Origin of the sequence: Pontibacillus yanchengensis, assembly GCF_009856295.1 — a bacterium.
Taxonomy (GTDB): Bacteria; Bacillota; Bacilli; order Bacillales; family BH030062; genus Pontibacillus; species Pontibacillus yanchengensis_A.
In genome coordinates, this window is the sequence record NZ_WMEU01000004.1 from 53,595 (window position 1) to 76,858 (window position 23,264).

The 23,264-nt window shown below is 38.5% G+C and carries 21 protein-coding genes, 3 tRNA genes and 1 pseudogene; 23 read left to right on the forward strand and 2 right to left on the reverse strand.

Translation table 11 applies throughout. The annotated features are described in order from the left end of the window. Positions 1-28: 28 nt before the first annotated feature. Positions 29-667, reverse strand: coding sequence for a spore protease YyaC (yyaC, locus tag GLW08_RS12890; RefSeq protein ID WP_160849069.1), 639 nt, complete (start codon positions 665-667; stop codon positions 29-31). Between the two features lie 90 nt (positions 668-757). Here yyaC and GLW08_RS12895 point away from each other — a divergent pair, with 90 nt between their 5' ends. From GLW08_RS12895 to GLW08_RS13005, 23 genes are all read left to right on the forward strand, one after another. Beyond that, a complete protein-coding gene (locus tag GLW08_RS12895) occupies positions 758-1,774 on the forward strand; it encodes a YkvI family membrane protein (RefSeq protein ID WP_160849070.1) in 1,017 nt (338 codons plus the stop codon). Between the two features lie 57 nt (positions 1,775-1,831). Next, positions 1,832-2,737, forward strand: a complete 906-nt coding sequence (locus GLW08_RS12900) for a mechanosensitive ion channel family protein (protein WP_160849071.1) — start codon at positions 1,832-1,834, stop codon at positions 2,735-2,737. Further along, entirely contained in the window at positions 2,734-2,934 is a 201-nt protein-coding gene (locus tag GLW08_RS12905; protein ID WP_160849072.1) for a DUF951 family protein, read from the forward strand. The genes GLW08_RS12900 and GLW08_RS12905 overlap by 4 nt, the downstream gene beginning before the upstream one ends. Positions 2,935-3,393: 459 nt before the next feature. Then, positions 3,394-4,494, forward strand: a complete 1,101-nt coding sequence (ychF, locus tag GLW08_RS12910) for a redox-regulated ATPase YchF (protein WP_160849073.1) — start codon at positions 3,394-3,396, stop codon at positions 4,492-4,494. Between the two features lie 122 nt (positions 4,495-4,616). Beyond that, positions 4,617-4,907: a 30S ribosomal protein S6 gene (rpsF, locus tag GLW08_RS12915; RefSeq protein ID WP_036818149.1), complete on the forward strand. Its 291-nt coding sequence runs from the start codon at positions 4,617-4,619 to the stop codon at positions 4,905-4,907. Between the two features lie 11 nt (positions 4,908-4,918). Next, positions 4,919-5,401, forward strand: coding sequence for a single-stranded DNA-binding protein (gene ssb / locus GLW08_RS12920; RefSeq protein ID WP_160849074.1), 483 nt, complete (start codon positions 4,919-4,921; stop codon positions 5,399-5,401). A gap of 25 nt (positions 5,402-5,426) precedes the next feature. Beyond that, complete coding sequence (gene rpsR / locus GLW08_RS12925; RefSeq protein WP_036818145.1) at positions 5,427-5,654, forward strand: 30S ribosomal protein S18; 228 nt, start codon at positions 5,427-5,429, stop codon at positions 5,652-5,654. Between the two features lie 288 nt (positions 5,655-5,942). Next, positions 5,943-6,890, forward strand: coding sequence for a YybS family protein (locus GLW08_RS12930; protein WP_160849075.1), 948 nt, complete (start codon positions 5,943-5,945; stop codon positions 6,888-6,890). A gap of 21 nt (positions 6,891-6,911) precedes the next feature. Continuing rightward, positions 6,912-8,882: a DHH family phosphoesterase gene (locus GLW08_RS12935; RefSeq protein ID WP_160849076.1), complete on the forward strand. Its 1,971-nt coding sequence runs from the start codon at positions 6,912-6,914 to the stop codon at positions 8,880-8,882. Beyond that, positions 8,882-9,328: a 50S ribosomal protein L9 gene (rplI, locus tag GLW08_RS12940; RefSeq protein ID WP_160849077.1), complete on the forward strand. Its 447-nt coding sequence runs from the start codon at positions 8,882-8,884 to the stop codon at positions 9,326-9,328. The genes GLW08_RS12935 and rplI overlap by 1 nt, the downstream gene beginning before the upstream one ends. Before the next feature lie 38 nt (positions 9,329-9,366). Continuing rightward, positions 9,367-10,728, forward strand: a complete 1,362-nt coding sequence (gene dnaB / locus GLW08_RS12945; protein WP_160849078.1) for a replicative DNA helicase — start codon at positions 9,367-9,369, stop codon at positions 10,726-10,728. 219 nt (positions 10,729-10,947) lie between these two features. Then, positions 10,948-12,237 carry an adenylosuccinate synthase gene (locus GLW08_RS12950; protein ID WP_160849079.1) on the forward strand — a complete coding sequence of 430 codons (1,290 nt, stop codon included), beginning with the start codon at positions 10,948-10,950 and terminating at the stop codon, positions 12,235-12,237. Positions 12,238-12,635: 398 nt separating this feature from the next. After that, positions 12,636-12,707 (forward strand) — tRNA-Glu (locus tag GLW08_RS12955). Between the two features lie 22 nt (positions 12,708-12,729). Next, a tRNA-Asp gene (locus tag GLW08_RS12960) sits at positions 12,730-12,806 on the forward strand. A 65-nt stretch (positions 12,807-12,871) separates the two neighbouring features. Further along, positions 12,872-12,944 (forward strand) — tRNA-Phe (locus GLW08_RS12965). 501 nt (positions 12,945-13,445) lie between these two features. Further along, complete coding sequence (locus GLW08_RS12970; protein WP_237458441.1) at positions 13,446-14,909, forward strand: M23 family metallopeptidase; 1,464 nt, start codon at positions 13,446-13,448, stop codon at positions 14,907-14,909. A 311-nt stretch (positions 14,910-15,220) separates the two neighbouring features. Next, entirely contained in the window at positions 15,221-15,925 is a 705-nt protein-coding gene (gene yycF / locus GLW08_RS12975; RefSeq protein ID WP_160849080.1) for a response regulator YycF, read from the forward strand. A 5-nt stretch (positions 15,926-15,930) separates the two neighbouring features. After that, a complete protein-coding gene (gene walK / locus GLW08_RS12980) occupies positions 15,931-17,781 on the forward strand; it encodes a cell wall metabolism sensor histidine kinase WalK (RefSeq protein WP_160849081.1) in 1,851 nt (616 codons plus the stop codon). Further along, entirely contained in the window at positions 17,778-19,091 is a 1,314-nt protein-coding gene (locus tag GLW08_RS12985) for a YycH family regulatory protein (protein ID WP_160849082.1), read from the forward strand. Before walK ends, GLW08_RS12985 begins: the two co-directional genes overlap by 4 nt. After that, positions 19,091-19,948, forward strand: a complete 858-nt coding sequence (locus GLW08_RS12990; RefSeq protein ID WP_160849083.1) for a two-component system regulatory protein YycI — start codon at positions 19,091-19,093, stop codon at positions 19,946-19,948. The genes GLW08_RS12985 and GLW08_RS12990 overlap by 1 nt, the downstream gene beginning before the upstream one ends. Position 19,949: 1 nt before the next feature. Next, positions 19,950-20,744 carry an MBL fold metallo-hydrolase gene (locus tag GLW08_RS12995; protein ID WP_160849084.1) on the forward strand — a complete coding sequence of 265 codons (795 nt, stop codon included), beginning with the start codon at positions 19,950-19,952 and terminating at the stop codon, positions 20,742-20,744. A gap of 114 nt (positions 20,745-20,858) precedes the next feature. Then, positions 20,859-22,094, forward strand: a complete 1,236-nt coding sequence (locus tag GLW08_RS13000) for a S1C family serine protease (RefSeq protein ID WP_160849085.1) — start codon at positions 20,859-20,861, stop codon at positions 22,092-22,094. 102 nt (positions 22,095-22,196) lie between these two features. Continuing rightward, the gene (locus GLW08_RS13005) at positions 22,197-22,376 is read left to right on the forward strand and encodes a CxxH/CxxC protein (RefSeq protein WP_160849086.1); all 180 of its coding nucleotides are present in this window, start codon (positions 22,197-22,199) and stop codon (positions 22,374-22,376) included. 453 nt (positions 22,377-22,829) lie between these two features. On the opposite strand, the pseudogene GLW08_RS13010 reads toward GLW08_RS13005, so the two are convergent. After that, positions 22,830-23,060: pseudogene (locus tag GLW08_RS13010) on the reverse strand (hypothetical protein); the annotation flags it as partial. Between the last annotated feature and the right edge of the window lie 204 nt (positions 23,061-23,264).

The following is a 23,264-nucleotide window of genomic DNA, read 5'->3' on the forward strand; positions in this document are numbered from 1 at the left end:
AGCACTTCATTAAGTGCTAGGCTTATTTTTATTCTTTTACAGGCGTCCACTTACCTAGTCTTCTAGTAAGGGTTTCGGTCTTTTTATTATTGGATTGTGTAGTTGATAATGTTAATTGGCGATCAAAGGAATCGATGGTTTTAGCGACTTTCTTAGCCATTTGCATCACTAAGTGAAGGCGTGTGTTTTGCAAAACAAAATATTCCATAAATCCACTTACATTAACTACTCCAGTAAGATGAATCTCTCCTACATCCGGTAGTTGCTTTTTAACAGCTGCACCTGGCTTTACAGGACCTTGACCAAGAATAATATTCCCTACAGATGAGACTTTGCCTAAGCAGGCATCAACACCGATGATATATGGGTGTCGATGAGTTTGTTGTATGTGCTCTAGCTTTTCGGCTAAGTTCACCGCGTGTACAGGTTCGTCTAACGTTCCGTACACATAGATGTTCTGTAAACGTTTTTCTTCCAATAAAGTACCAATCAACGGACCAAAAGAATCTCCTGTAGAACGATCCGTTCCGATGCAAACAATCACAATATCTCGGTTGGCTGGCACCCATTCCTTTAATGTTTGAGTCATACTCAAAAGCATTTTATCGTCTTCATAATGGTACCGTTCTTCTTGGTTTTGAGAAAAAAGTCTCCGTTTTAGATTCATAGCTTTTCCTCCGTAGTCATATTGTTATTAGTATACAGCGTTTTTCGTAAATCTATACATGTTCGAAGAAAGAAGGTAGGAGGAAAAGAGATGATTCGTGCAGGTTTCAAATGGATGTTTTTAATCATTGGTACTATGATAGGTGCTGGCTACGCTTCAGGTAGAGAATTATGGCAATTTTTCGGTCATGAAAGTGGACTGGCTATCCTCTTATTTGCGATCTTGTTTACCGTATCATGTAATGTGATTTTATCGATTAGCTTTGAGCAACAGTCCAAGCACTACCTTCCTGTTCTTCGCACAATTGTGGGACAGAAGTTAACGCTTCTTTATGATGGCATGATTATTCTATACCTTTTTACGACTACAGTTATTATGTTGGCTGGAAGCGGTGCAACCTGGCAAGCTTTTCATTTCTCCTACTGGGTTGGCATCTTAGCCATTGCAATCCCTTTAGTTCTCGTTTTTGTTTGGGATATTAAGGGCATCTTATCGATGAATAGCATCATCCTACCGTTGTTAATTGGTGGGCTACTATACGTGTTAATTCTATTTTCTGTTCAAAAAGAACTTTCCTTATTCACTTTTGGAGAACAACGGAATTGGACAGCGGCTTTCCCATTCACCGCTTTGAATATCTTACCCTTAATTGCTGTGCTTGGTGCCATTGGAAATCAAATGAAGCATAAGGGTGAGGTGTGGATTGCGAGTATCGGTAGCGGCTTTGTTCTTGGGAGCATATCGTTTATTTATAACAATAGTTTAATTCAAATTTCTGATGATATTTTACTTTATGAAATTCCCCTGTTTGCTATACTTAAACATTACCCGTATGAGATGTTTCTATTCATTTCGATGCTCTTATGGATTGCCATCTTTACAACAGCGGCTTCAGGTGTTCTTGGATTGATTACACGTTTTCGGTCCAGGTTAAAAGGTCCCCTATGGTTACTGGCTCTCATTACTGTAGTCCTCATGATTCCATTAACTAGTTTTGGGTTTTCAACATTAATTACATACTTGTATCCTTTGTATGGGTTGCTAAATCTTTACGTCTTATCTTGTATTTTGTTGTACCCTGTTACAAATCGATACAAAATGGACTGAAAACCTGATAAAATGAGGTAACATGAATCATGAAGCAAGGGAGGGGGAGGCCTGAGTTTGGATGTGATAAAAAACGAATGGAATTCATTTTATGACTATATAACAGGTCCTGAAGTATGGTTTTTAGTAGGGCAGAAGGTTGCTACAATTCTACTCATACTCTTCTTATCCTTTATCATTATTCGGGTAGGGAAAAAAATCATTCAAAATGTATTTCGTAACAGGAAAAGAGGACCCTTTCAAATAAGTGAACGACGAGAAAATACACTGGTTAAATTATTGGAAAACACGCTGACGTATGCTGTATATTTTGGTGCTGCGATTATGGTGTTACAGAATATAGGTATCAATGTATCTGCGATGCTTGCTGGAGCAGGGATTGCAGGTCTCGCCATCGGATTTGGGGCTCAGAACCTTGTGAAAGATATTATTACTGGATTCTTTATCATATTTGAGGATCAATTTTCTGTTGGAGACTATATCCAAACGGCGAATTCCGAAGGGTTTGTGGAAGAGATAGGCTTACGTACCACGAAGATTAAGCATTGGACAGGCAAACTGCATATCATTCCTAATGGAAGTATTGAAGAAGTAACAAACTATTCCATCCACAATAGTATAGCCATTGTCGATGTGAGCATTTCATATGAAGGGGATATTGCTAAAGGGGAAGAAACGATTGAAGAATTATTAACCGAACTCCCTGAGCGATATCAGGAGATTGTAAGCATGCCTGAGTTGTTAGGTGTACAAAACCTTGGATCATCAGACGTGGTCTTGCGTGTTATAGCTGAAACCCAGCCTATGATGCATTGGCATATAGCACGAATGATTCGCAAAGAACTAAAAAATCGAATGGACGAGCGGGGCATTGAAATCCCATTCCCACGACTTGTCATGTATAGTCGAACAGAAGAAACGGAACAATTGGATTCATATAAAGAAGGGAGTGCAGAACGGTGACTGAACAAACGTATAATATAAATGACATTGTACAAATGAAAAAAGCTCATCCTTGTGGGGAGAATCGCTGGAGAATCATCCGTTTAGGAATGGATATTAGAATAAAGTGCGAAGGATGCGGTCATAGTGTTCTTATTCCTCGTAGGCGATTCGAATCCAAAATGAAGAAAGTGTTAGAGAAAGCAGAGGAAGAATAGATACTTTTTTAAGAAAGTAAATTTTGGGTCATACATGTCTAAGCTCCAGCGTCCAGCGACTAGTATGCTTTCCTCGCCTCCGTACGATAAATTAACATCGAATCACGCATGTTTTCATGTTGCCTTTATCTCCTATGAAAACAGGGGGGAGTTCGATTAAAATCGCTACATCACGTAGTAACATCGAACCAACCCCCGTCGTGTGGGCCACAGCATATACGTCGCTAAACAGGCTTCCTGAGCTTTTGTTATGTGTTTCACATGAAACACAATTTGTAGAATCTAAGGGTAGAGGTAACAGTACTTTAGGTTTATAGTAATGAAAATTTTTGAAAACAAGGGGGCATCTTTCCCTTGTTTTTCTATTCTCTTAACTTGTCAATTTAGTTTACTGTATCTATAATTGGAATGACTGCGAAACGTTTATTTAGAGGAAATCTTTAAGGAGTGTAACTATTTATGTCTCTTACAGCTGGAATTGTAGGGCTACCTAACGTAGGGAAATCAACATTGTTTAATGCAATTACACAGGCTGGTGCAGAATCGGCGAACTACCCATTCTGTACAATAGATCCGAATGTTGGCATTGTAGAAGTGCCAGATAGTCGTCTTGACACATTAACAGATCTTGTGAAACCGAAGAAAACGGTCCCAACAGCTTTTGAATTCACTGATATTGCAGGGATTGTGAAAGGCGCAAGTAAAGGGGAAGGTCTAGGAAATCAGTTCCTATCTCACATTCGCCAAGTAGATGCTATTTGTCATGTGGTTCGTTGCTTCCAAGATGATAATATTACTCACGTGTCCGGTGGAGTAGATCCAATTGGTGATATTGAAACCATTAATCTTGAACTTATTTTAGCCGACTTAGAATCTGTTAACAAACGCATTGAGCGTGTTCAAAAAATGGTACGCCAAAAAGATAAGGAAGCGATGGCCGAACACGAAGTACTAGTTAAATTACAAGAAGCGCTTGAAAACGAAACACCAGCACGAGCACTTGAATTTACTGATGATCAAGCTAAGATTGTAAAAGGACTTCATTTATTAACATCAAAACCAATTCTTTATGTAGCAAACGTTGGAGAAGATGAAATCGCCGATCCTAGTGGCAACGAGAATGTGCAAGCCGTAAGGGAATTTGCTGCAAATGAAGGTGCGCAAGTCATTGTTGTTTGTGCTAAGATTGAATCTGAAATTGCTGAACTTGAAGGAGAAGAAAAGGAAGAATTTCTTGATGATCTAGGCATTGAAGAGTCTGGATTGGATCAGCTTATTAAAGCAACTTATAATCTTCTAGGCTTAGCAACCTATTTCACGGCTGGTGAACAAGAAGTAAGAGCGTGGACATTTAAAGAGGGCATGACCGCCCCTCAAGCCGCTGGAGTTATTCATAGTGATTTCGAACGAGGCTTTATTCGCGCCGAGACCGTAGCGTATGATGATCTAGTAAATGCTGGTAAAATGTCAGTTGCAAAAGAGCAAGGTAATGTTCGATTAGAAGGCAAAGAGTATCTTGTAAAAGATGGAGATGTCATCCATTTCCGATTTAATGTATAGCGTGTACAGGAATCCTATTGTATTTTCTTGTCGAGTTTGATATAATACAACATTGTGAGTAATCGAAATGAATTACTCCTTGCCCTTAGAAGGGCCGTAAGTCCAAAAGGAGGTGAAGACGGATGAGAAATTATGAAATCATGTATATCATCCGCCCAAACATTGATGAGGAATCTCAGAAATCAGTAGTTGAGCGTTTCAATAACGTTCTTACTGAAAATGGTGCGGAGATCAAAGAAACCAAAGACATGGGCAAGCGTCGTCTTGCATACGAAATCAACGATTTCCGTGATGGTTTCTACGTGGTAATTAAATTCCAAGGCGATCGTGAAGCAATCAACGAATTTGACCGCCTAGCTAAGTATTCCGACGATATTATGCGTCATATCGCTGTACGCGAAGATGATCAATAAGGAGTGGTTCTGTGTTAAATCGTGTCGTTCTTGTCGGCAGATTAACTAAGGATCCTGATTTGCGCTATACACCCAACGGAGTTGCCGTTGCGAACTTTACAATTGCTGTAAACAGACCTTTTACAAGTCAACAAGGTGGCAAAGACGCAGACTTCATTAACTGTGTTGTTTGGCGTCGAGCAGCCGAAAACCTTGCAAACTTCATGAAAAAAGGTAGTATGGTAGGCGTTGATGGACGCTTGCAAAGCCGTAGTTTTGATAACTCAGAAGGAAAAAGAGTATTTGTCACAGAAGTTGTCGCTGATAGTGTACAATTCTTAGAAACAAAAGGCTCTTCTTCAGGTGGCGCGGGTTCACAAGGATACCAGTCTAATCAGAACCAAAATTATTCGAACAATAATCAAAACAACCAAAACAACCAATCCAACCAAGAGGACCCATTCTCAGACAATGGGGAACCGATTGATATATCTGATGACGATTTACCGTTTTAATTAAATATAAAGGAGGTCATACCCTATGGCTCGTCGTGGTCGCGCGAAACGTAGAAAAGTGTGTTATTTCACAGCGAATGGAATTACACACATTGATTACAAAGATGTAGAACTTCTAAAGCGTTTTGTTTCTGAACGTGGAAAGATTCTTCCTCGTCGTGTAACAGGAACTTCTGCAAAATATCAACGTAAACTTACAAGAGCGATTAAACGTGCACGTCAAATGGCATTATTGCCTTACGTGAACGATTAATAGATAGCTTGTAAGAATAGGAAAAGCACAGCATTTAGCGCTGTGCTTTTTTCATAACGTCAAAAACCAGTCTCTTACTCATAATGATGAGAGTTTCTTGAAAGAACATAGGCTATCCTATATAAAAATGGAGCCGTGTTCTTTCATCATGTTAAATAGTATGTATGGTACGTATTCTTAACCAAATACCTATTTTCTACTATAGATGAGAATTGAATAGGTAGTTTCCATTTGGTATCTTTAAATCGTAACTGATATGTACGAGTTAGAAGAGGAGAGCAGTGTACAATGAAACAATCAAATGTACTAAAAGATGGAGTTCTATATACAGCTATCTATTTACTGATTTTAATGGTAACGGTATTCATACCTGGAATTGAAATCATTACGCTGTTTTTACTCCCTCTACCGTTTGTACTATTCGCAAGCCGCTATGGTTGGAAGGCTACGTTAGCTTTTTCAGCTGGAGCGGTTATCCTATCTTTGTTTGTAGCTACTATTTATTCGCTACCTCTCACAGCAATAGCTGCATTGGGTGGTGTAGCAGTTGGGCTAGCTATCCATCAAAGAAAATCGCCTTATGAAGCATGGGCTCAAGGGGCAGTTGGCTATGTAATTGGTATATTAATGTTTTACGTTTTATCTCTTTGGTTGTTCAATATCAATTGGATAGAAGAAATAGATGGTTATATACAAGAATCGATACAAACTTCCAAACGAGTAATGGAGTCTGTTGGTAGTTCTGTTTCTGAAGAGCAATTGCAGTTATTAGAAGAACAATTCTCTCAAGTTACTGTCCTATTACCGAGTTTTATGGGAATATTTGCAGTCGGATTAGCCTTTATAACTCTTTGGCTAGGGTTTAAAATGATGAATAAACTATATAAGGAATCATTTTATTTTCCTCCGATTAGAAGCTTGTCTTTACCGAAAGTGTTATTATGGTATTACTTAATAGCTGTAATCGCAACGTGGTTCGATTTCGAACAAGGCACGATATGGAAAGAAGCGGTACAAAATGCGTACACATTTACTGGCTTTTTTATGACGCTTCAAGGGCTATCTTTTATGTTTGCTTATGCCTATGAAAAGAAATTATCAAAGGCATTTCCGATTACTGGTGTAGTGCTCACCCTAATATTACCATTCTTATTACTTTATCCTGTACGAATCTTAGGTATAATTGATTTAGGCTTTTCTTTACGAGAGCGTCTTTCAAATAAGAAAGATCGATAATTAGTTTAGGAGATGACGGTCATGCCGAATTTCTTTAAGAAACCAAAATTGAGCAGTCACTTATGGGTGATTTATACGCTTTCCGTATTATTTCTTGGGCTCATCTTTTACTTCGAGTGGAAGCTCGGTTTAGTTATGACCGCATTTTTGGCTGCATCGATCTATTATAGTGTTCGAACGGAACAATATTTAATCAATGAAACAGAAGAATATATATCGACCCTCTCTCACCGAGTGAAAAAAGTAGGAGAAGAAGCGTTGATGGAGATGCCCATTGGCATTGTGTTATTTAGTGAGGATTTTAAGATTGAATGGGCGAATCCATTTATGAATAAATTTTATCCTCAAGACACGCTTGTAGGTGAGTCTTTAAATGAAATATCGGATAAATTAATCCCAAACATTAAAGAAGAAAAAGATGAAGTTTGGATTTCTGTGGAAAATTACCAACTTCAAACCGTCATCAAAAAAAATGAACGCTTACTTTACCTATTTGATCGCACGAAACAGACAGAAATACAGAGCCTCTATCAAAATGATCGAACCGTATTAGCCATCATCTTTTTAGATAACTATGAAGAAATTACCCAAGCTATGGATGACACAGCAAAAAGTCATATCAATTCTCAGGTAACGTCTATATTAAATCAGTGGTCACAAGAAAATGGTGTTTACTTAAAACGTTCCTCACAGGATAAATTTTTTGCGGTCATGAACCAACAAATACTATCCAAACTAGAACGTTCCAAATTTGATATTTTAGACGAAGTGAGAGAACTTATTTCAGATAAAAATGTTCCTCTTACGTTAAGCTTTGGTATTGGCGTCGGAGAAGCATCTTTACCTGAATTAGGAGAATTAGCTCAATCTAGCCTCGATTTAGCCTTAGGGCGTGGGGGAGACCAAGTAGCCATTAAAGATGAAAATGGTAAGGTTCGCTTCTATGGTGGGAAAACAAATCCAATGGAAAAACGGACAAGAGTACGTGCACGTGTAATCTCACATGCATTGAAGCAGTTGGTTCAAGAAGCGGACAAGGTTCTTGTTATGGGACATAAGAATCCAGATATGGACTCCATTGGTGCCTGTATTGGCATATTAAAAGTAGCTCAAGCGAATGATAAAGATGGTTTTGTTGTATATGATCCTGATGAAATGAACACAGGTGTGCAACGCCTAATGGAAGAAATCCAAGATAATGACCAACTGTATTCATGGTTTGTCTCTCCTGAAGAGGCACATGAGGTCGTCAGTAAAAATACGTTATTAGTCGTAGTTGATACGCATAAGCCTTCTCTTGTTATTGAAGAAAGGCTTTTAAGTCGGACAGAGCACGTCGTTGTCATTGATCACCATAGACGTGCAGAAGAGTTCATTGAAGATCCAACGCTCGTATATATGGAGCCATATGCTTCATCTACTGCTGAATTGGTTACGGAAATGTTAGAATATCAACCAAAGAAACTTAAGTTAAACATGCTAGAGTCAACGGCATTACTTGCTGGTATTATTGTGGATACAAAGAGTTTCACACTTCGGACGGGGTCTAGAACCTTTGATGCGGCAAGTTACTTACGCTCAAAAGGTGCAGATACCGTGCTTGTCCAGAAGTTCATGAAAGAAGATCTGGATGTCTATGTAAGGCGTAGTCGTCTCATAGAACGTGCTCAGGTGTATCGAGAAGGGATTGCCATTTCCAAAGCAGAATCTGGTGAAACATATGGGCCTGTTATCATTGCTCAAGCAGCAGATACACTGCTTACAATGAGCGGTATCGTCGCTTCTTTTGTTATTTCGGAACGCTCAGATGGTAGAATCGGTATTAGTGCACGTTCACTTGGTGATGTGAATGTCCAGGTAATCATGGAAAGCATGAATGGTGGTGGACATTTAACGAACGCCGCCACTCAATTATCTGATTCATCTATAGAAGATGCAGGAGACCAACTAAAAGAAATTCTAGATGACTATTTAGAAGGGGGAACGGAATAATGAAGGTAATCTTTAATCAAGACGTTAAAGGTAAAGGGAAAAAAGGTGAAGTGAAGGATGTTTCTGAAGGATATGCACGTAACTATCTACTAAAGCATAACCTTGCAGTTGAAGCTACAAAAGGGAACTTAAAAGCGTTAGATGCGAAGAAAAAGAAAGAAGAAGAACGTGAGCAAGAAGAAGTAGACGAAGCAAAGCGTCTGAAAGAAACGTTAGCTAATATGACTGTTGAACTTCAAGCTAAATCAGGAGACAAAGGAAGTCTATTTGGCTCCATTACAAGTAAGCATATTGCAGATGAATTGAATAAGACCCACGGTATCAAAATTGACAAACGTAAAATTGAGATGGATTCTCCTATTCGTACGCTTGGTTATACGAATGTTCCTGTTAAGCTTCACCAAGATGTTACAGGTACAATAAAAGTCCATGTTTCAGAAAAATAATAGATCCATCCTCTGAATAGGAAAAGGAGGAAGCGCTCTTGAGCGACTTTATGAACGATCGAACACCGCCTCATAATATTGAAGCCGAGCAGGCGGTGCTCGGTGCTATTTTTTTAGAACCTCAATCAATCGCTACAGCTACAGAAGTTCTAATGCCTGATGACTTCTATAGAGCAAGTCATCAACGGATTTACGAAGCTATGGTGAACTTATCAGAAAAAGGAGAACCTATTGATCTTGTAACGGTCACAACGGCACTTTCAAATATGAAAACGTTGGATGAGATTGGTGGAGTCTCTTATTTAAGTGATTTAGCGAACTCGGTTCCTACGGCTGCTAATATTGAATATTACACAAAGATCGTAGAAGAGAAGTCTATACTAAGGCGTCTAATCAAAACAGCCACGAATATAGTGGCTAGCGGGTTTTCTGATGAGGGTGAAGTAGAAACTGTATTAAATGATGCTGAGAAATCGATTTTAGAGGTAGCTCAACGTAAGGACTCTGGTCGTTTTAAAAACATTAAAGACGTTTTAATCGAAGTTTATGATAACATCGAACAATTACACCACCATGACGAAGAGGTAACAGGTGTTCCGACAGGATTTAGGGATCTAGATGGTATGACGTCAGGATTCCAACGAAATGACCTTATTATCATTGCTGCCCGTCCTTCAGTGGGGAAAACGGCATTTGCGTTAAACATTGCTCAAAACGTAGCAACCCATACTGGTGAAAACGTAGCCATCTTCTCCTTGGAGATGGGAGCAGAGCAACTCGTCATGCGTATGCTTTGTGCTGAGGGTAATATTAATGCCCAAAGTCTTCGTACTGGGCATTTAGAAACAGAGGACTGGGGAAAGCTGACCATGGCAATGGGAAGCTTGTCTAATGCAGGAATCTTCATTGATGATACTCCAGGAATTAGAGTGAATGAGATTCGGTCTAAGTGTCGCAGACTGAAGCAAGAGCATGGTCTTGGAATGATATTAATCGACTATTTGCAACTCATTCAAGGTGATGGAAGCTCTAAAGAAAACAGACAACAAGAGGTTTCTGAGATTTCCAGAGCTTTAAAAGGACTAGCACGTGAACTAAGTGTTCCACTGATAGCTCTTTCTCAGCTATCTCGTGGTGTAGAAAGCCGTCAGGATAAGCGACCAATGATGTCAGATATCCGTGAATCTGGAAGTATCGAGCAGGACGCCGATATTGTAGGTTTCCTATATCGTGATGACTATTATGAGCAAGATTCAGAACGACAGAATATTATTGAAATTATTCTGGCAAAACAACGTAACGGTCCAGTAGGGACAGTTGAGCTTGCCTTTGTAAAAGAGTACAACAAATTCGTGGACTTAGACCATCGCTATGATGAAAGTGATATTCCACCCGCTTAGTAACAATATTATATTGTATGGAAGACTTGTTATACGGGATATAGCAGGTCTTTTTTTTATGAAAACGTGAATAATAGTTTTGGGAATGTTTTATTATCGAACGATAAATGTTTGTTATTATTTATTGTTCGTGTTTCGCATTGACTTTTTTTCCTCATCCTGATAAGCTACAAATGTTGTCAACAAAATGTTAATGTTTCAAAGGCGGAGGTGCCATATATGTCTTCAGTAGTTGTGGTTGGAACGCAATGGGGAGATGAAGGAAAAGGTAAGATTACAGATTTTTTATCACAACAGGCTAATGTCGTGGCTCGTTACCAGGGTGGAGACAATGCCGGTCATACAATCCAGTTCGAAGGAGAAACGTATAAACTACATTTAATTCCTTCTGGGATTTTTTATGATGATAAGCAATGTGTGATGGGGAATGGGATGGTTATCAATCCCAAAGCACTTTTAAAAGAGCTTACCTACTTACATGATCGAAATATATCAACAGATAACTTGCGCATCAGTAACCGTGCTCAAGTCATCTTGCCATATCATATCAAATTAGATGAACTACAAGAGGCACAAAAAGGTGAACAAAAGATTGGAACAACAAAAAAGGGTATTGGCCCTGCTTATATGGATAAAGCAGCTCGTGTCGGCATTCGTATTGCTGATTTACTAGATGCTGATACGTTCCGTGAGAAATTACAACAGAATGTAGCAGAAAAAAATCTATATTTTAAACATATATATAATGATGAAGCAATGTCTGCTGATGAAATTTTCGAAGAATACTATCAATATGGTCAACAACTTGCAAAATATGTTTGTGATGCATCGAAAGTGTTAAATGACGCTATTGATGCTGATAAGCCTGTTTTATTTGAAGGAGCCCAGGGAGTAATGCTTGATATTGACCAGGGTACGTATCCTTTTGTAACATCTTCAAACCCAACGGCTGGAGGCGTAACAGTTGGTGCAGGTGTAGGACCAACAAAAATTCATCAGGTAATGGGTGTGTCTAAAGCCTACACGACCCGTGTGGGAGATGGCCCATTCCCTACTGAACTACATGGTGAGGTTGGAAATCAAATACGTGAAGTAGGCCGTGAATATGGCACAACAACAGGTCGCCCGCGTCGGGTAGGTTGGTTTGATACGGTAGTTGTTCGACATGCACGCCGTGTTAGTGGCATCACAGCGTTATCCTTAAATTCAATTGATGTTCTAACAGGAATTGAAACACTAAAAATCTGTACGGCTTATATGTACAATGGTGAGGTTCTGGAAGAGTTTCCAGCTAATTTGAATGAGTTAGCACAATGTGAACCCGTTTATGAAGAAATGCCAGGGTGGACAGAGGATATTACAAACGTTCGTAAATTTGAGGATCTACCAGAGAATGCTCAACATTACGTGAAACGAGTATCTGAATTAACAGGAATTCCACTTGCAGTTTTTTCTGTTGGACCCGACCGATCCCAAACCAATGTGATGATTGATATTTATCAATCCTAGGACTTTATGAATAACAAGAGGACTACCGTGTTTAATCTTACATGGTAGTCTTTTACGTTATAAAACTTTTAGCTCTTACATGTCTAGCTTCAGCGCCTAGCAAACTTCCTCCTCTCCTTATGATAAGTAAATATCGAATCCCTACCGCTCCCCTTGTTTCATTTCGGCCTACAAGACCGTAGGTTGGTTCGATGTTGCTGCATGATGCAGTGGTTTTAATCAAACTTCCTATAAGCATAATTAGTATAGCTTATACATCGCTAGACGGACGCCCTGATCTTTTGTTCTAAAACTATTTTTGAAAAGAATAATTGTTTTTCTGAAAGAATCTATTGTAAAAAGTAATACAACATGCTAATATTATTATTGCTGTCACTTAATAGAACATTTTCTATTTTGGCCCGTTGGTCAAGTGGTTAAGACACTGCCCTTTCACGGCAGTAACACGGGTTCGAATCCCGTACGGGTCACTTGTTCTCATACATAAACAAAGGTCCGGTAGTTCAGTTGGTTAGAATGCCTGCCTGTCACGCAGGAGGTCGCGGGTTCGAGTCCCGTCCGGACCGCCATTTTTCAAGAAACGTTCGACAAGCTTCTTATTCTCAATAATCGGAAGCGGCATCACTATTATATTGGCTCGGTAGCTCAGTCGGTAGAGCAACGGACTGAAAATCCGTGTGTCGGCGGTTCGATTCCGTCCCGAGCCATCTCCAATAGGAGTCACCTTCATAGGTGATTCCTATTTTTTGTTTTATTGGAGTTAGTTCAACTAGTTGCTATCTAGTTTGGATAGTAGATGTTTACAAAAGATTAAATTAAAAGTAAATCTTAACAAGGAAATTGCAAACAACCATGAAAAACAGAAATATTTGTAGGAAATTAGTGTCAAATAAAGAGGAAAATAGTAGGTATATTGGCACCTAATGGGAAAAAATTGGCGTAATACAAATGTAACAATTTCGCCTATAAACTGTAATGTATCGCTTGCATAAAATGAAAATTTACACTTAAAAAGAGAAAATACAATAGATTATTGGTTCTTTATTGGAAACAATAATACAAGTGTATTACATCGTATCTAAACCTATTTATTTTGATAACAAGATTGTGATAGATTATCTAAGTGACAATAAATTACCAAAATCGTTTTATATAGATAGAGAGAAAAATAAACGTTATAAGGGTAAAAATGGTAGGAGGATATTAGGATGTGGATGAAGAAACAGAAAAGTCCAGACACATCAGCTGATACCAGAAAACCCACTCAAAGCTCCCTTTGGAAAAAGGTAGTATTGACGACTTTATTGGGAATGGGAATTACTATGGGCTCCGTGTACGCCCAAAATTTTGAAAGTCAAATCCCTACTGTGTATCATGTTTATGTCGATGGAGAGCATATCGGAACTGTAGATGATCAAAAGCTAGTTAAATCCTATATTAATGAACAGGTACAAAAAGCTGAAGGAAAGTATGAAGACTTGGACCTAACAATTGGAGAAGACGTTTCCTATGTACCTGAAAAAATGTTTAGACCATCGTTTGATAATAATGGTGTTATGAGCTCATTGGATGATGAACTATCCATAATGGTTGATGCTACTAAATTGGAAGTTGATGGCGAGGCTGTTGGATATACCGAAAATCAACAAGAGGCTGAGGAAGCAATCAAGAAGTTAAAAGCTAAATATGTACCTGAAAGCATTCTTAAAAAGCTAGAAGATCCTACATATCTAAAAGAAAAGGATTTGAAAAATGGGGATTCTACTATATTAGACGTAAAGCTTTCAGGCAAGGTTTCATATTCTAGTCAAAAAGTTAAGCCGACAAAAGTCCTAACCACAGATGAACTTGTAGATTTACTACGAAAAGGAACAAAACAAGATAAGATCCATACTGTGGAAAAGGGAGAAGTGCTAAGTGAAATAGCAAGTGACTACAATTTATCTACCCAAGATATTTTAGAATTAAACGATAATTTAAGTGAAAATGATGTCGTAAGTGTAGGGCAAGAAATAAATGTCACAGATTATCAATCTTACCTTGATGTTATCGTTGTAGAGGAACAGAAAGAAGAGAGTACAATAGAGTTCGAAACAGAAGTGAAAGAATCAGATGATATGTATAAAGGCGAACAAAACGTAAAGCAAGAAGGTCATGATGGAACGAAAGAAACCCAATATAAGATTACCAAAAAAAATGGTGAAGTTGTTCGTGAAGAAGTGTTAAGTGAGACGGTTACGAAAGAATCTCAAAAGAAAATCATTATCAAAGGTACGAAAGTAATTCCATCTCGTGGAACTGGAAATTTTGTCTGGCCTACGGTTGGTGGAGTCATCACTAGTAAACAAGGATGGAGATGGGGATCTCATCACAAAGGTATTGATATTGCAGGTGTGAGTGATCGTACCATAAAAGCATCTGATAATGGTGAAGTCGTTGAAGCTGGTAGAGATGGTGGGTATGGGAATAAAGTGGTCATCAATCACAATAATGGCTATAAAACCATTTATGCTCATATGTCTTCTATTAAAGTAAACGTGGGTCAAACCGTTCGGAAAGGCCAAGCTATCGGTGTAATGGGTTCTACAGGACATTCAACAGGAACTCACTTACATTTTGAAGTGTACAAAAATGGAAGTTTACAAAATCCATTAACATACGTAGGTAAATAATAGAAGTCTCTAGCAACTGCTAGAGGCTTTTTCTTTATAAGTAAAGAAGCATAAATATAAGGTTTGCTTAGCTCTAATGGAGGTGAACAAGGCACTCTGGGTGCTTGCGCCTTTCTTTATACCTAAAGTTATCTATTACTAGGTGGTTAGTAATATTTTTCTAATGAATGCAGCTATAGTAGAATAGAGTAGGTAAGCGAATAGTGATAGGTAGGAAAAAGACATTTATCGTAAAATACGTTAGAATAGAGTATTAGTAATATGGTTTCCGCATTACAATGAAAAAGTCCTTAATAGAGAGAGGGATCTTAATGAATTTTAAAATTTTAGTCGTAGATGATGAAAAACCTATAGCAGATATATTAAAATTTAACTTGGAAAAAGAAGGATATCAAGTTGTTTGTGCCTATGATGGAGATGAAGCAATCGAGCTTGCTTATCAGGAGCAACCAGATCTTATCCTTCTAGACATTATGCTTCCGAATAAGGATGGCATGGAAGTATGCCGTGAAATTCGTAAAAACCACAATATGCCGATAATTATGCTGACCGCTAAAGATTCAGAAATTGATAAGGTGCTAGGTTTGGAACTTGGGGCAGATGATTATGTCACCAAACCGTTTAATAACCGTGAGCTTATCGCTCGAGTGAAAGCAAATTTGAGAAGGCATCAAAATGAGCCTGAAGACCAATCAAAAGCTAGTAATGATATCAGGATTGGAAAGCTTGTCATCCATCCAGATGCTTACACCGTAACAAGAGACGGTGAGCAGATTGAACTAACACACCGTGAGTTTGAATTGCTTCATTATTTAGCAAGAAGTATTGGACAGGTTATGACAAGGGAACATCTTTTAGAAACCGTATGGGGATATGATTACTACGGAGATGTACGTACCGTGGACGTTACGGTTAGAAGACTTCGTGAAAAAATTGAGGAGAACCCAAGTACGCCGATGTGGATTGTTACAAGAAGAGGAGTCGGCTATTATTTAAGGAATCCTGAACAGGAGTAATTTTTATGAAGAAGGTTGGATTCTTTCAGTCCATACGTTTAAAACTTATTATTACGATAATCTTATTGCTCCTGTTTCCCATTCAGATCATAGGAGCTTATTTTTCTCAGCAGCTTGAAGAACAGTTGTTTAGTAATTTCAAAGAATCGATTGTGAAAAACACTCAGTATTTAAACTATCAACTGGAGCAGGCTTTTGCTAAGGAACGAAAAGAAGACGGTCCTACGCTACAAGAGGATATTCAATCGATTTTATCAGAGTTAAATTTTCCTGAGGAAATTACAGAGCTACAAGTCATCAATAATAAAAGTCGTGTAATCGGGACGAATAATCCTCTAGACCAGAGTATAGTAGGAAAACGATCAACACAGGCACGTGTGAATCGAACGTTGTTGATCGGTCGTGCAGACGAAAATGTTGTGTTTAACAAAGACACAGGCGACCGTACGCTTGTAATGACGTTTCCAATCTTCCAACAAAACAATCTAGAGCAAAAAGAAAACATAGTCGGAGTCATCTATCTAGAAGCTACTCTTGAGGGAGTGTATGAACAGCTTCAAGATATCAACCAAATTTTTGCGAATGGAACGTTCCTGGGAATATCCATTTCAGCTTTATTAGGTATCGTGATAGCGAGAACAATCACAAAGCCAATTACTGAAATGAGAAAGCAAGCTAAAATAATGGGGACTGGTGACTTCTCTCAAAAAGTTAATGTCTATGGCAGAGACGAGATTGGTCAATTAGCCATGTCTTTTAACGAACTGAATGACAAATTAAAGCTTTCTCAAGCCACAACAGAAGGGGAGCGGCGTAAGTTAAGCTCCGTTCTCGCCAACATGACAGAAGGTGTTATCGCTACTGATCATCGTGGGACAATTATTCTTATGAATGAGCCGGCATCTCGCCTAATAGGAAAGAGCTTTGAAAAAGTACAAGGTCAATCCTTATTAGATGTGCTACACATCCATGATCGCTTAGACGATATCTCTGAAATTCAGGATACAGGGTCTATCATTATTGACTTTAGTGAAGGCGATCAACAATTGCTGTTAAAAGCTAGCTTTTCGATGGTTCAATATGAAAACGAAGAAATGAATGGTTTTATTACTGTATTAAGTGACGTAACAGAACAAGAAAAACTGGAACGTGAACGACGCGAATTTGTTGCTAACGTTTCTCACGAATTAAGAACACCTTTAACTACCATGAGAAGTTATTTAGAAGCACTCACAGATGGCGCGTGGGAAGATAAAGAGATTGCCCCACGTTTCTTAGATGTAACGCAGAACGAAACAGAAAGAATGATTCGTTTAGTGAATGATTTATTACAGTTATCTAAAATGGATAACAAGGATTACCGCCTGAATAAGGAACAAGTTTATTTTAATAAGTTTTTTAAACATATTATTGATCGATTTGAATTCAATAAAGAAGACCATATTCAGTTTGTAAGAAACTTGCCAGATGAAGATGTTTGGGTATGGGCAGATAAAGATAAGATGACACAAGTAATGGATAATATCATCTCAAATGCCATTAAATATTCGCCAGAGGGTGGCACCATTACGTTTACGGCCGAGGTAAAACCCACTCAGCAAAAGCTTTATATCAAGATCTCGGATGAAGGTATGGGGATTCCGAAAGAAAACACCGAAAAAATCTTTGAGCGCTTCTATCGGGTAGATAAGGCTCGTTCCAGAAAATTAGGAGGGACAGGCTTAGGATTAGCGATTTCCAGGGAAATGATTGAAGCACATGAAGGGAATATTTGGGCAGAAAGTAAAGAAGGAGAAGGCACGACCATTCTGTTCACATTACCGCTCATGAATGACCAGCGGAGGGATGACGAATGACGGTGGAACATATTAAAACAATAGTGTTAAGTTCGCTCATCGCTACGAGTCTGCTACTGACTGTCGCTATTTGGAACTATCAGCCTAATTTAGACGAGCTTGGTGATGAAAATTTTATAGATGCTGCAACGAAGATTAATGGTCAACAGAAAACGATGAAAGAGATTGTGGAGCCGAAGCAGCTGATTTTCCATGAAAACAATCGTACTTTCTCTCTTTCATCCAGAACTGCCTCACTAGATTTATTCGAGGAAATGCGCACATGGCCTATGACAGACTTTGAAACGTTATCGAGTAATCAATTGGAACGGGAATCGAAAGTTGAGGTGATTTTTCCGACTGCTGTTCCATTAAACGTGTTAGCTAACACCTTATCCATCAATGAGGAAGAGGAGCTTCCTGAATATAATGTGAATCGTATGTTTATCGAGATATCAAATAACCAGTCTTCCACCTCTGTTTACTTTGTAACAGATGGAGAAGATCAAGTGATACGAGCTGTCATTCGACGAAATTTCGATGTGTATAAATCTTTGGATCAATATTTAGTGAATTCCTATGACCATGTCGATTATTTAACCATTGATGAGAAACGGGACAATCCTATTTATATCCCTGAGGGAGAAGTGACGTTACCCGTTTACACGTATACGACTACACCTATTAGCGTATCTCCATTAATCAATGTGTTATTTAATGACCCGAATATGGTTCGGCCCAACTCTTCAACATTTGGTCAATCGTATTATACGGATTCCACTAGGCAGTTACGTATTAATCAAGACCAAAAATATATGCGCTTTGTAAATCCATCCATATCAAATATAGACTCCCTTCCGCGTCAGGAAGTTCTAAAACAGAGCCTTGATTTTGTTAATGACCATAATGGATGGACGGATAATTACAAGCTATTTAACATTAACGATAGTGGCAGTACGATAGATTATCGAATCTTTAAGAAAGGCTATCCGGTGTTTGATGACAATAACCTGAGCCTGATTCAACAGACATGGGCAGAGCAAGAACTCTATGCCTACAATCGAGCAATGGTTCAATTTGCGACACTGATCGAAAGCGAGTCTCAACAAGTCACCCTTGCTTCAGGATCGGATGTGCTCGATTATTTGAATAAATCGATGAACCAATTTCCCCTTCTCATAGAGGACATTGCAATTGGATATAAAATGGAGGAAACCAATAAAGTCTCCCTCGTTTTGACACTAAAACCCGTCTGGTATATTAAAACAGTCGGAGGAGACTGGAAGCCGTTGAGTGAGGAAGGATTCAATGATCAAGGAGGCGTTCAATAATGCAATGGGGACAGATTAAAACGTTGTTTATTATTTGCTTCCTAATCTTAGATATCTTTTTAGCTCAACAGTTCATGCAGAAACAAAAACAATCGGAGTATGGTTTACTAGATGATTCCACTATTGAAGAGCAGCTTGAAGCGGAGGATATTACGCTCGGTGACTTGCCTAAGGAAAATGTAAAGCAAGCTTATATTTCTGCAAAGAGGCATACCTTTTCACTTCAAGAGCAAGAGGAACAAAAGGAAAAATTAGAGAATCAAGAATATGAGGTCTTTAATGGTGATATTCTTATCTCTACTTTCAAAGAACCGATTCCAATTGATTTAGAAGCTCCTGAACAAGACCTTGCAAGTAAAGTGAAAAATCAAGTGTTATATGGGGATCGTTACACGTTTTGGAGTTGGAATGAGAAATCACGTACGTTGTTATTTTTCCAAAATTATAAAGAGAAGCCGATTTATTTTAATGAGAATGCCATTATTATCGCGTTCCTAAACGAAGACAATGAATTGATTAGTTACGCTCAAACCATGCTGGACAACATTCATTCGACAGGTGAAGCACAGGAATTAATTAAACCAATTCATGCAGTGGAAACACTATATACACAAAATCAGCTATATAGTGGTGATCGGGTTAACGCTATGAATCTTGGTTATCATACGCTCGTGCCACTTGCCAATGGAGTTCAGGTATTTTCTCCGACATGGAAAATCAACGTAAATGAAAAACGTAATCACTTTGTAAATGGTGTGGAAGGTCAATTGATTTCCACCGATGAAAGTCAATTTGTAAATGAAACGATTAATAAGATATCTGAGCAGATAGAATCAATAAGTTGGAGTGGAGAGTGAAATGAGTTTGCATTTTAGCGTGTTAGCATCAGGAAGTACAGGAAATGCCTTTTATGTAGGTACGGAAAATCAAAAGTTGTTAGTGGATGCGGGCTTATCAGGTAAACAAATGGAACGACTGCTATCAGAGGTACAAATCGATCCTAATGAGCTAGATGGCATCTTAGTCACACATGAACACAGCGATCACATAAAAGGCCTTGGAATCATGGCACGCAGATATCATTTGCCGATTTATGCAAATGAAAAAACGTGGAGGGCTATGGAGGGCTATATAGGGAAGGTTTCATTGGATCAGAAATTTGATTTCCCGATGTCCTCGGTACAAACATTTGGAGATTTGGATATTGAATCATTTGGGGTATCTCATGACGCTGCTGAGCCGATGTTTTTTGTGTTTAGAAATGGAGGCAAAAAAGTAGCCCTAGTAACGGACTTAGGCTATGTTTCTGAACGTATTAAGAAGACTGTGGAAAATGCGGATGCATTTATTTTTGAATCCAATCATGACGTTGAAATGCTTCGTATGGGCCGATACCCATGGAACATCAAACGTAGAATTTTAGGAGATAAAGGTCATGTCTCCAATGAGGATTGTGCAATTGCCCTTACAGATATTATTGGAAATGATACAAAGCGTATTTATTTAGCCCATTTAAGTCAAGATAATAACATGAAAGATCTGGCTAGAATGTCTGTACAGAATATGTTAAAGGATAGAGGTGTACCGATTGGGGAATCGATTCATTTATATGACACAGACCCAACTTCAGCTACACCCATCTATACGCCTTAAGATGTTTTAGTTCGATCTATTCGAGGTAACAGTCAATATAATTCAGTAAGGAGAGAACCCTTTTCTGTTAATAGCGACTGGATTGAAGAATAGAAAGGATTGGTGAGGGAATCAATGGGATATTATGACGATCACGCATCTTCTAGAAATCGACATAAGCGTCCTGGTTGGATTGCACCGACGGTTGTAGGGCTTATACTCGGCTCAGTACTTATTATCTTAGCTTTACCAGCATTAATTCAATCGAATATTTTGCCGTATGACGTTAGCATTCAAAACAACGAAGAGCCTCAAGGGGATGAGGGCCAGAATGTACAAGCGGATGAAGGTACCTCAACTCCTCAAAATGTTAACGTAGATGTCACTACGCAAGTAACAGAAGTCGTGCAGGATGTTCAAGAAACAGTTGTTGGCGTCGTAAACATACAAAGTAGTAGTTCTGATTTCTTTTCACAGCAAGAAGGATCTCAAACAGGAACGGGTTCTGGTGTGATCTATAAAAAAGAAAAAGGTAGTGCCTATGTCGTAACCAATCATCACGTTGTGCAAGGAGCATCAGCAATAGAAATAGCTCTCATTGATGGTTCAAGAATTGAAGCGACGAAACTTGGAAGCGATCCATATACGGATTTAGCTGTCTTGAAGGTTGACGGATCGAAAGTAAACAAAGCCATATCTCTAGGAGACTCCTCTAATGTGAAAGTGGGCGAATCAGCATTGGCGATAGGAAACCCACTAGGACTAATGTTTGCTGGTTCTGTTACGAAAGGCATTATTAGTGGGAAGCAACGGGCTATTCCTCAAGATCTTAATGGAGATGGTCGAATGGATTGGCAAGCAGAGGTTATTCAAACCGATGCAGCTATTAATCCTGGTAATAGTGGCGGTGCTTTAATCAATATTAAAGGACAACTTATCGGGATTAATTCCATGAAAATCGCTAAATCAGCTGTAGAAGGCATTGGATTTGCCATTCCTATTGATTTGGCTAAACCAATCATCGATAACCTTGAAAATGATGGTGAGGTCACTCGTCCATATATGGGTATTGAAGCGTATTCTTTATCTGAATTAACGAGCAACCAATGGAGAAGCACACTAGAACTACCAGAAGAAGTGGAGGCTGGAGTATTTATCAAAGGAATTGAACCAACATCTCCAGCAGATCAAGCGGGATTGGAACAATATGATGTCATCACTAAGCTTGATGATACAAAAGTAACCAATATCGTGGATCTCAGAAAACATCTTTATGAGAAAAAGAAGGTCGGCGAGAAAATGAGTATTACATTCTATCGCAAAGGTGAAAAGAAAGAAACAACTATGGAATTAGCTTCACAAAGTTATTAGAATAAAAGCAGAGGTATATACCTCTGCTTTTTATTATGCGGATAGATAAATATAGAATAGGTAAATAAAGCACTAATCATAGCTAAAAAAGGAGTGATTGAAATGAAACTGTATGTTTGTCAGGAGCATGTGGACAAGGCAATGGATGTTGTTGTAGATGAATATGAAACATTTCCTAGATTAGAACCAGTTGATGAAGAAAAAAGTTTATCCACAGCCTGTGAATATTGTGGGGAGCGTTCTATATATATGGTAGCGAACATTGGTTCTTCTACCATATAAGGAAGTCAGTTTGTGAATATGTGGATAACTTTGTGTATAACCTGTTTACAAAAGCTGAAAAGTTGTGAATACAGCAGTGGTTGAAGTATCTGTGGATAATTGTGTGAATAAATGCATTTTTCTAAATGTAGCAACGATTCAACCTAGTAGATGTGGATAAATGAATTGTTCTTTAATCTTACAAGGAATGGTGTGGAAGAAAGTCTAACTCCATTAAGATTGTATTAAAAGTAATGAAAGGATAAATTATATAAAATACCACAGTCCTTGGTAACTGTGGTATTTGTTTGTATGGAAACAAATAATCTTATAACGTAAATACTCTTGAGGCTACATCCTCAGGGTCTTAAGCCTGTATGAATTTGAGTTATTCATTTTATGTTATTTCAATACTCTAATCTGTTCTGGTAGATCTATGGTATCTAGCTCACGTAAATCCTCATTAACCATATCTTGTTCTCTTATATCTTGGGAATGATGAGGTAACAAGGTTTCCCATACTTTTGGCAAAGGCACCCCCATGATATTACGGTATGTATTAATTGGGGTTTCCGCATCCCATTTTTCTAGTAACCGTAAATAATGAAACGTGTCATCAAGGGATTGTTCTAGAATTTTCTCGATTTGAAATAGTGTTCCATCCATATCAAAGATTACTGTTTGAGGCATTTTATTTTCTCCCTTTTGTTGAAGTACTCCAAAGTTTACCAGAGGCGGGGAGTTAAGGTAACCACTATAATTCATAAAGAAAGTGCTGACCCTGAGGGTCAGCACTTTTTATTTTAGTATAGGAATTTATAAAAATGTTTGTGTATTACTTTATACGTTATAGAGGCCACGTCCAGCTCCAGCGCCCAGCGATTAGTAAACTTCCTGCACCTCCTCCTT

Bases quoted from the DNA above. Each gene is read 5' to 3' on its own strand.
- yyaC (WP_160849069.1), bottom strand. From the start codon at position 667: ATGAATCTAAAACGGAGACTTTTTTCTCAAAACCAAGAAGAACGGTAC.
- GLW08_RS12895 (WP_160849070.1), top strand. From the start codon at position 758: ATGATTCGTGCAGGTTTCAAATGGATGTTTTTAATCATTGGTACTATG.
- ychF (WP_160849073.1), top strand. From the start codon at position 3,394: ATGTCTCTTACAGCTGGAATTGTAGGGCTACCTAACGTAGGGAAATCA.
- rpsF (WP_036818149.1), top strand. From the start codon at position 4,617: ATGAGAAATTATGAAATCATGTATATCATCCGCCCAAACATTGATGAG.
- rpsR (WP_036818145.1), top strand. From the start codon at position 5,427: ATGGCTCGTCGTGGTCGCGCGAAACGTAGAAAAGTGTGTTATTTCACA.
- GLW08_RS12930 (WP_160849075.1), top strand. From the start codon at position 5,943: ATGAAACAATCAAATGTACTAAAAGATGGAGTTCTATATACAGCTATC.
- GLW08_RS12935 (WP_160849076.1), top strand. From the start codon at position 6,912: ATGCCGAATTTCTTTAAGAAACCAAAATTGAGCAGTCACTTATGGGTG.
- rplI (WP_160849077.1), top strand. From the start codon at position 8,882: ATGAAGGTAATCTTTAATCAAGACGTTAAAGGTAAAGGGAAAAAAGGT.
- GLW08_RS12950 (WP_160849079.1), top strand. From the start codon at position 10,948: ATGTCTTCAGTAGTTGTGGTTGGAACGCAATGGGGAGATGAAGGAAAA.
- GLW08_RS12970 (WP_237458441.1), top strand. From the start codon at position 13,446: ATGTGGATGAAGAAACAGAAAAGTCCAGACACATCAGCTGATACCAGA.
- yycF (WP_160849080.1), top strand. From the start codon at position 15,221: ATGAATTTTAAAATTTTAGTCGTAGATGATGAAAAACCTATAGCAGAT.
- walK (WP_160849081.1), top strand. From the start codon at position 15,931: ATGAAGAAGGTTGGATTCTTTCAGTCCATACGTTTAAAACTTATTATT.
- GLW08_RS12985 (WP_160849082.1), top strand. From the start codon at position 17,778: ATGACGGTGGAACATATTAAAACAATAGTGTTAAGTTCGCTCATCGCT.
- GLW08_RS12990 (WP_160849083.1), top strand. From the start codon at position 19,091: ATGCAATGGGGACAGATTAAAACGTTGTTTATTATTTGCTTCCTAATC.
- GLW08_RS12995 (WP_160849084.1), top strand. From the start codon at position 19,950: ATGAGTTTGCATTTTAGCGTGTTAGCATCAGGAAGTACAGGAAATGCC.
- GLW08_RS13000 (WP_160849085.1), top strand. From the start codon at position 20,859: ATGGGATATTATGACGATCACGCATCTTCTAGAAATCGACATAAGCGT.
- GLW08_RS13005 (WP_160849086.1), top strand. From the start codon at position 22,197: ATGAAACTGTATGTTTGTCAGGAGCATGTGGACAAGGCAATGGATGTT.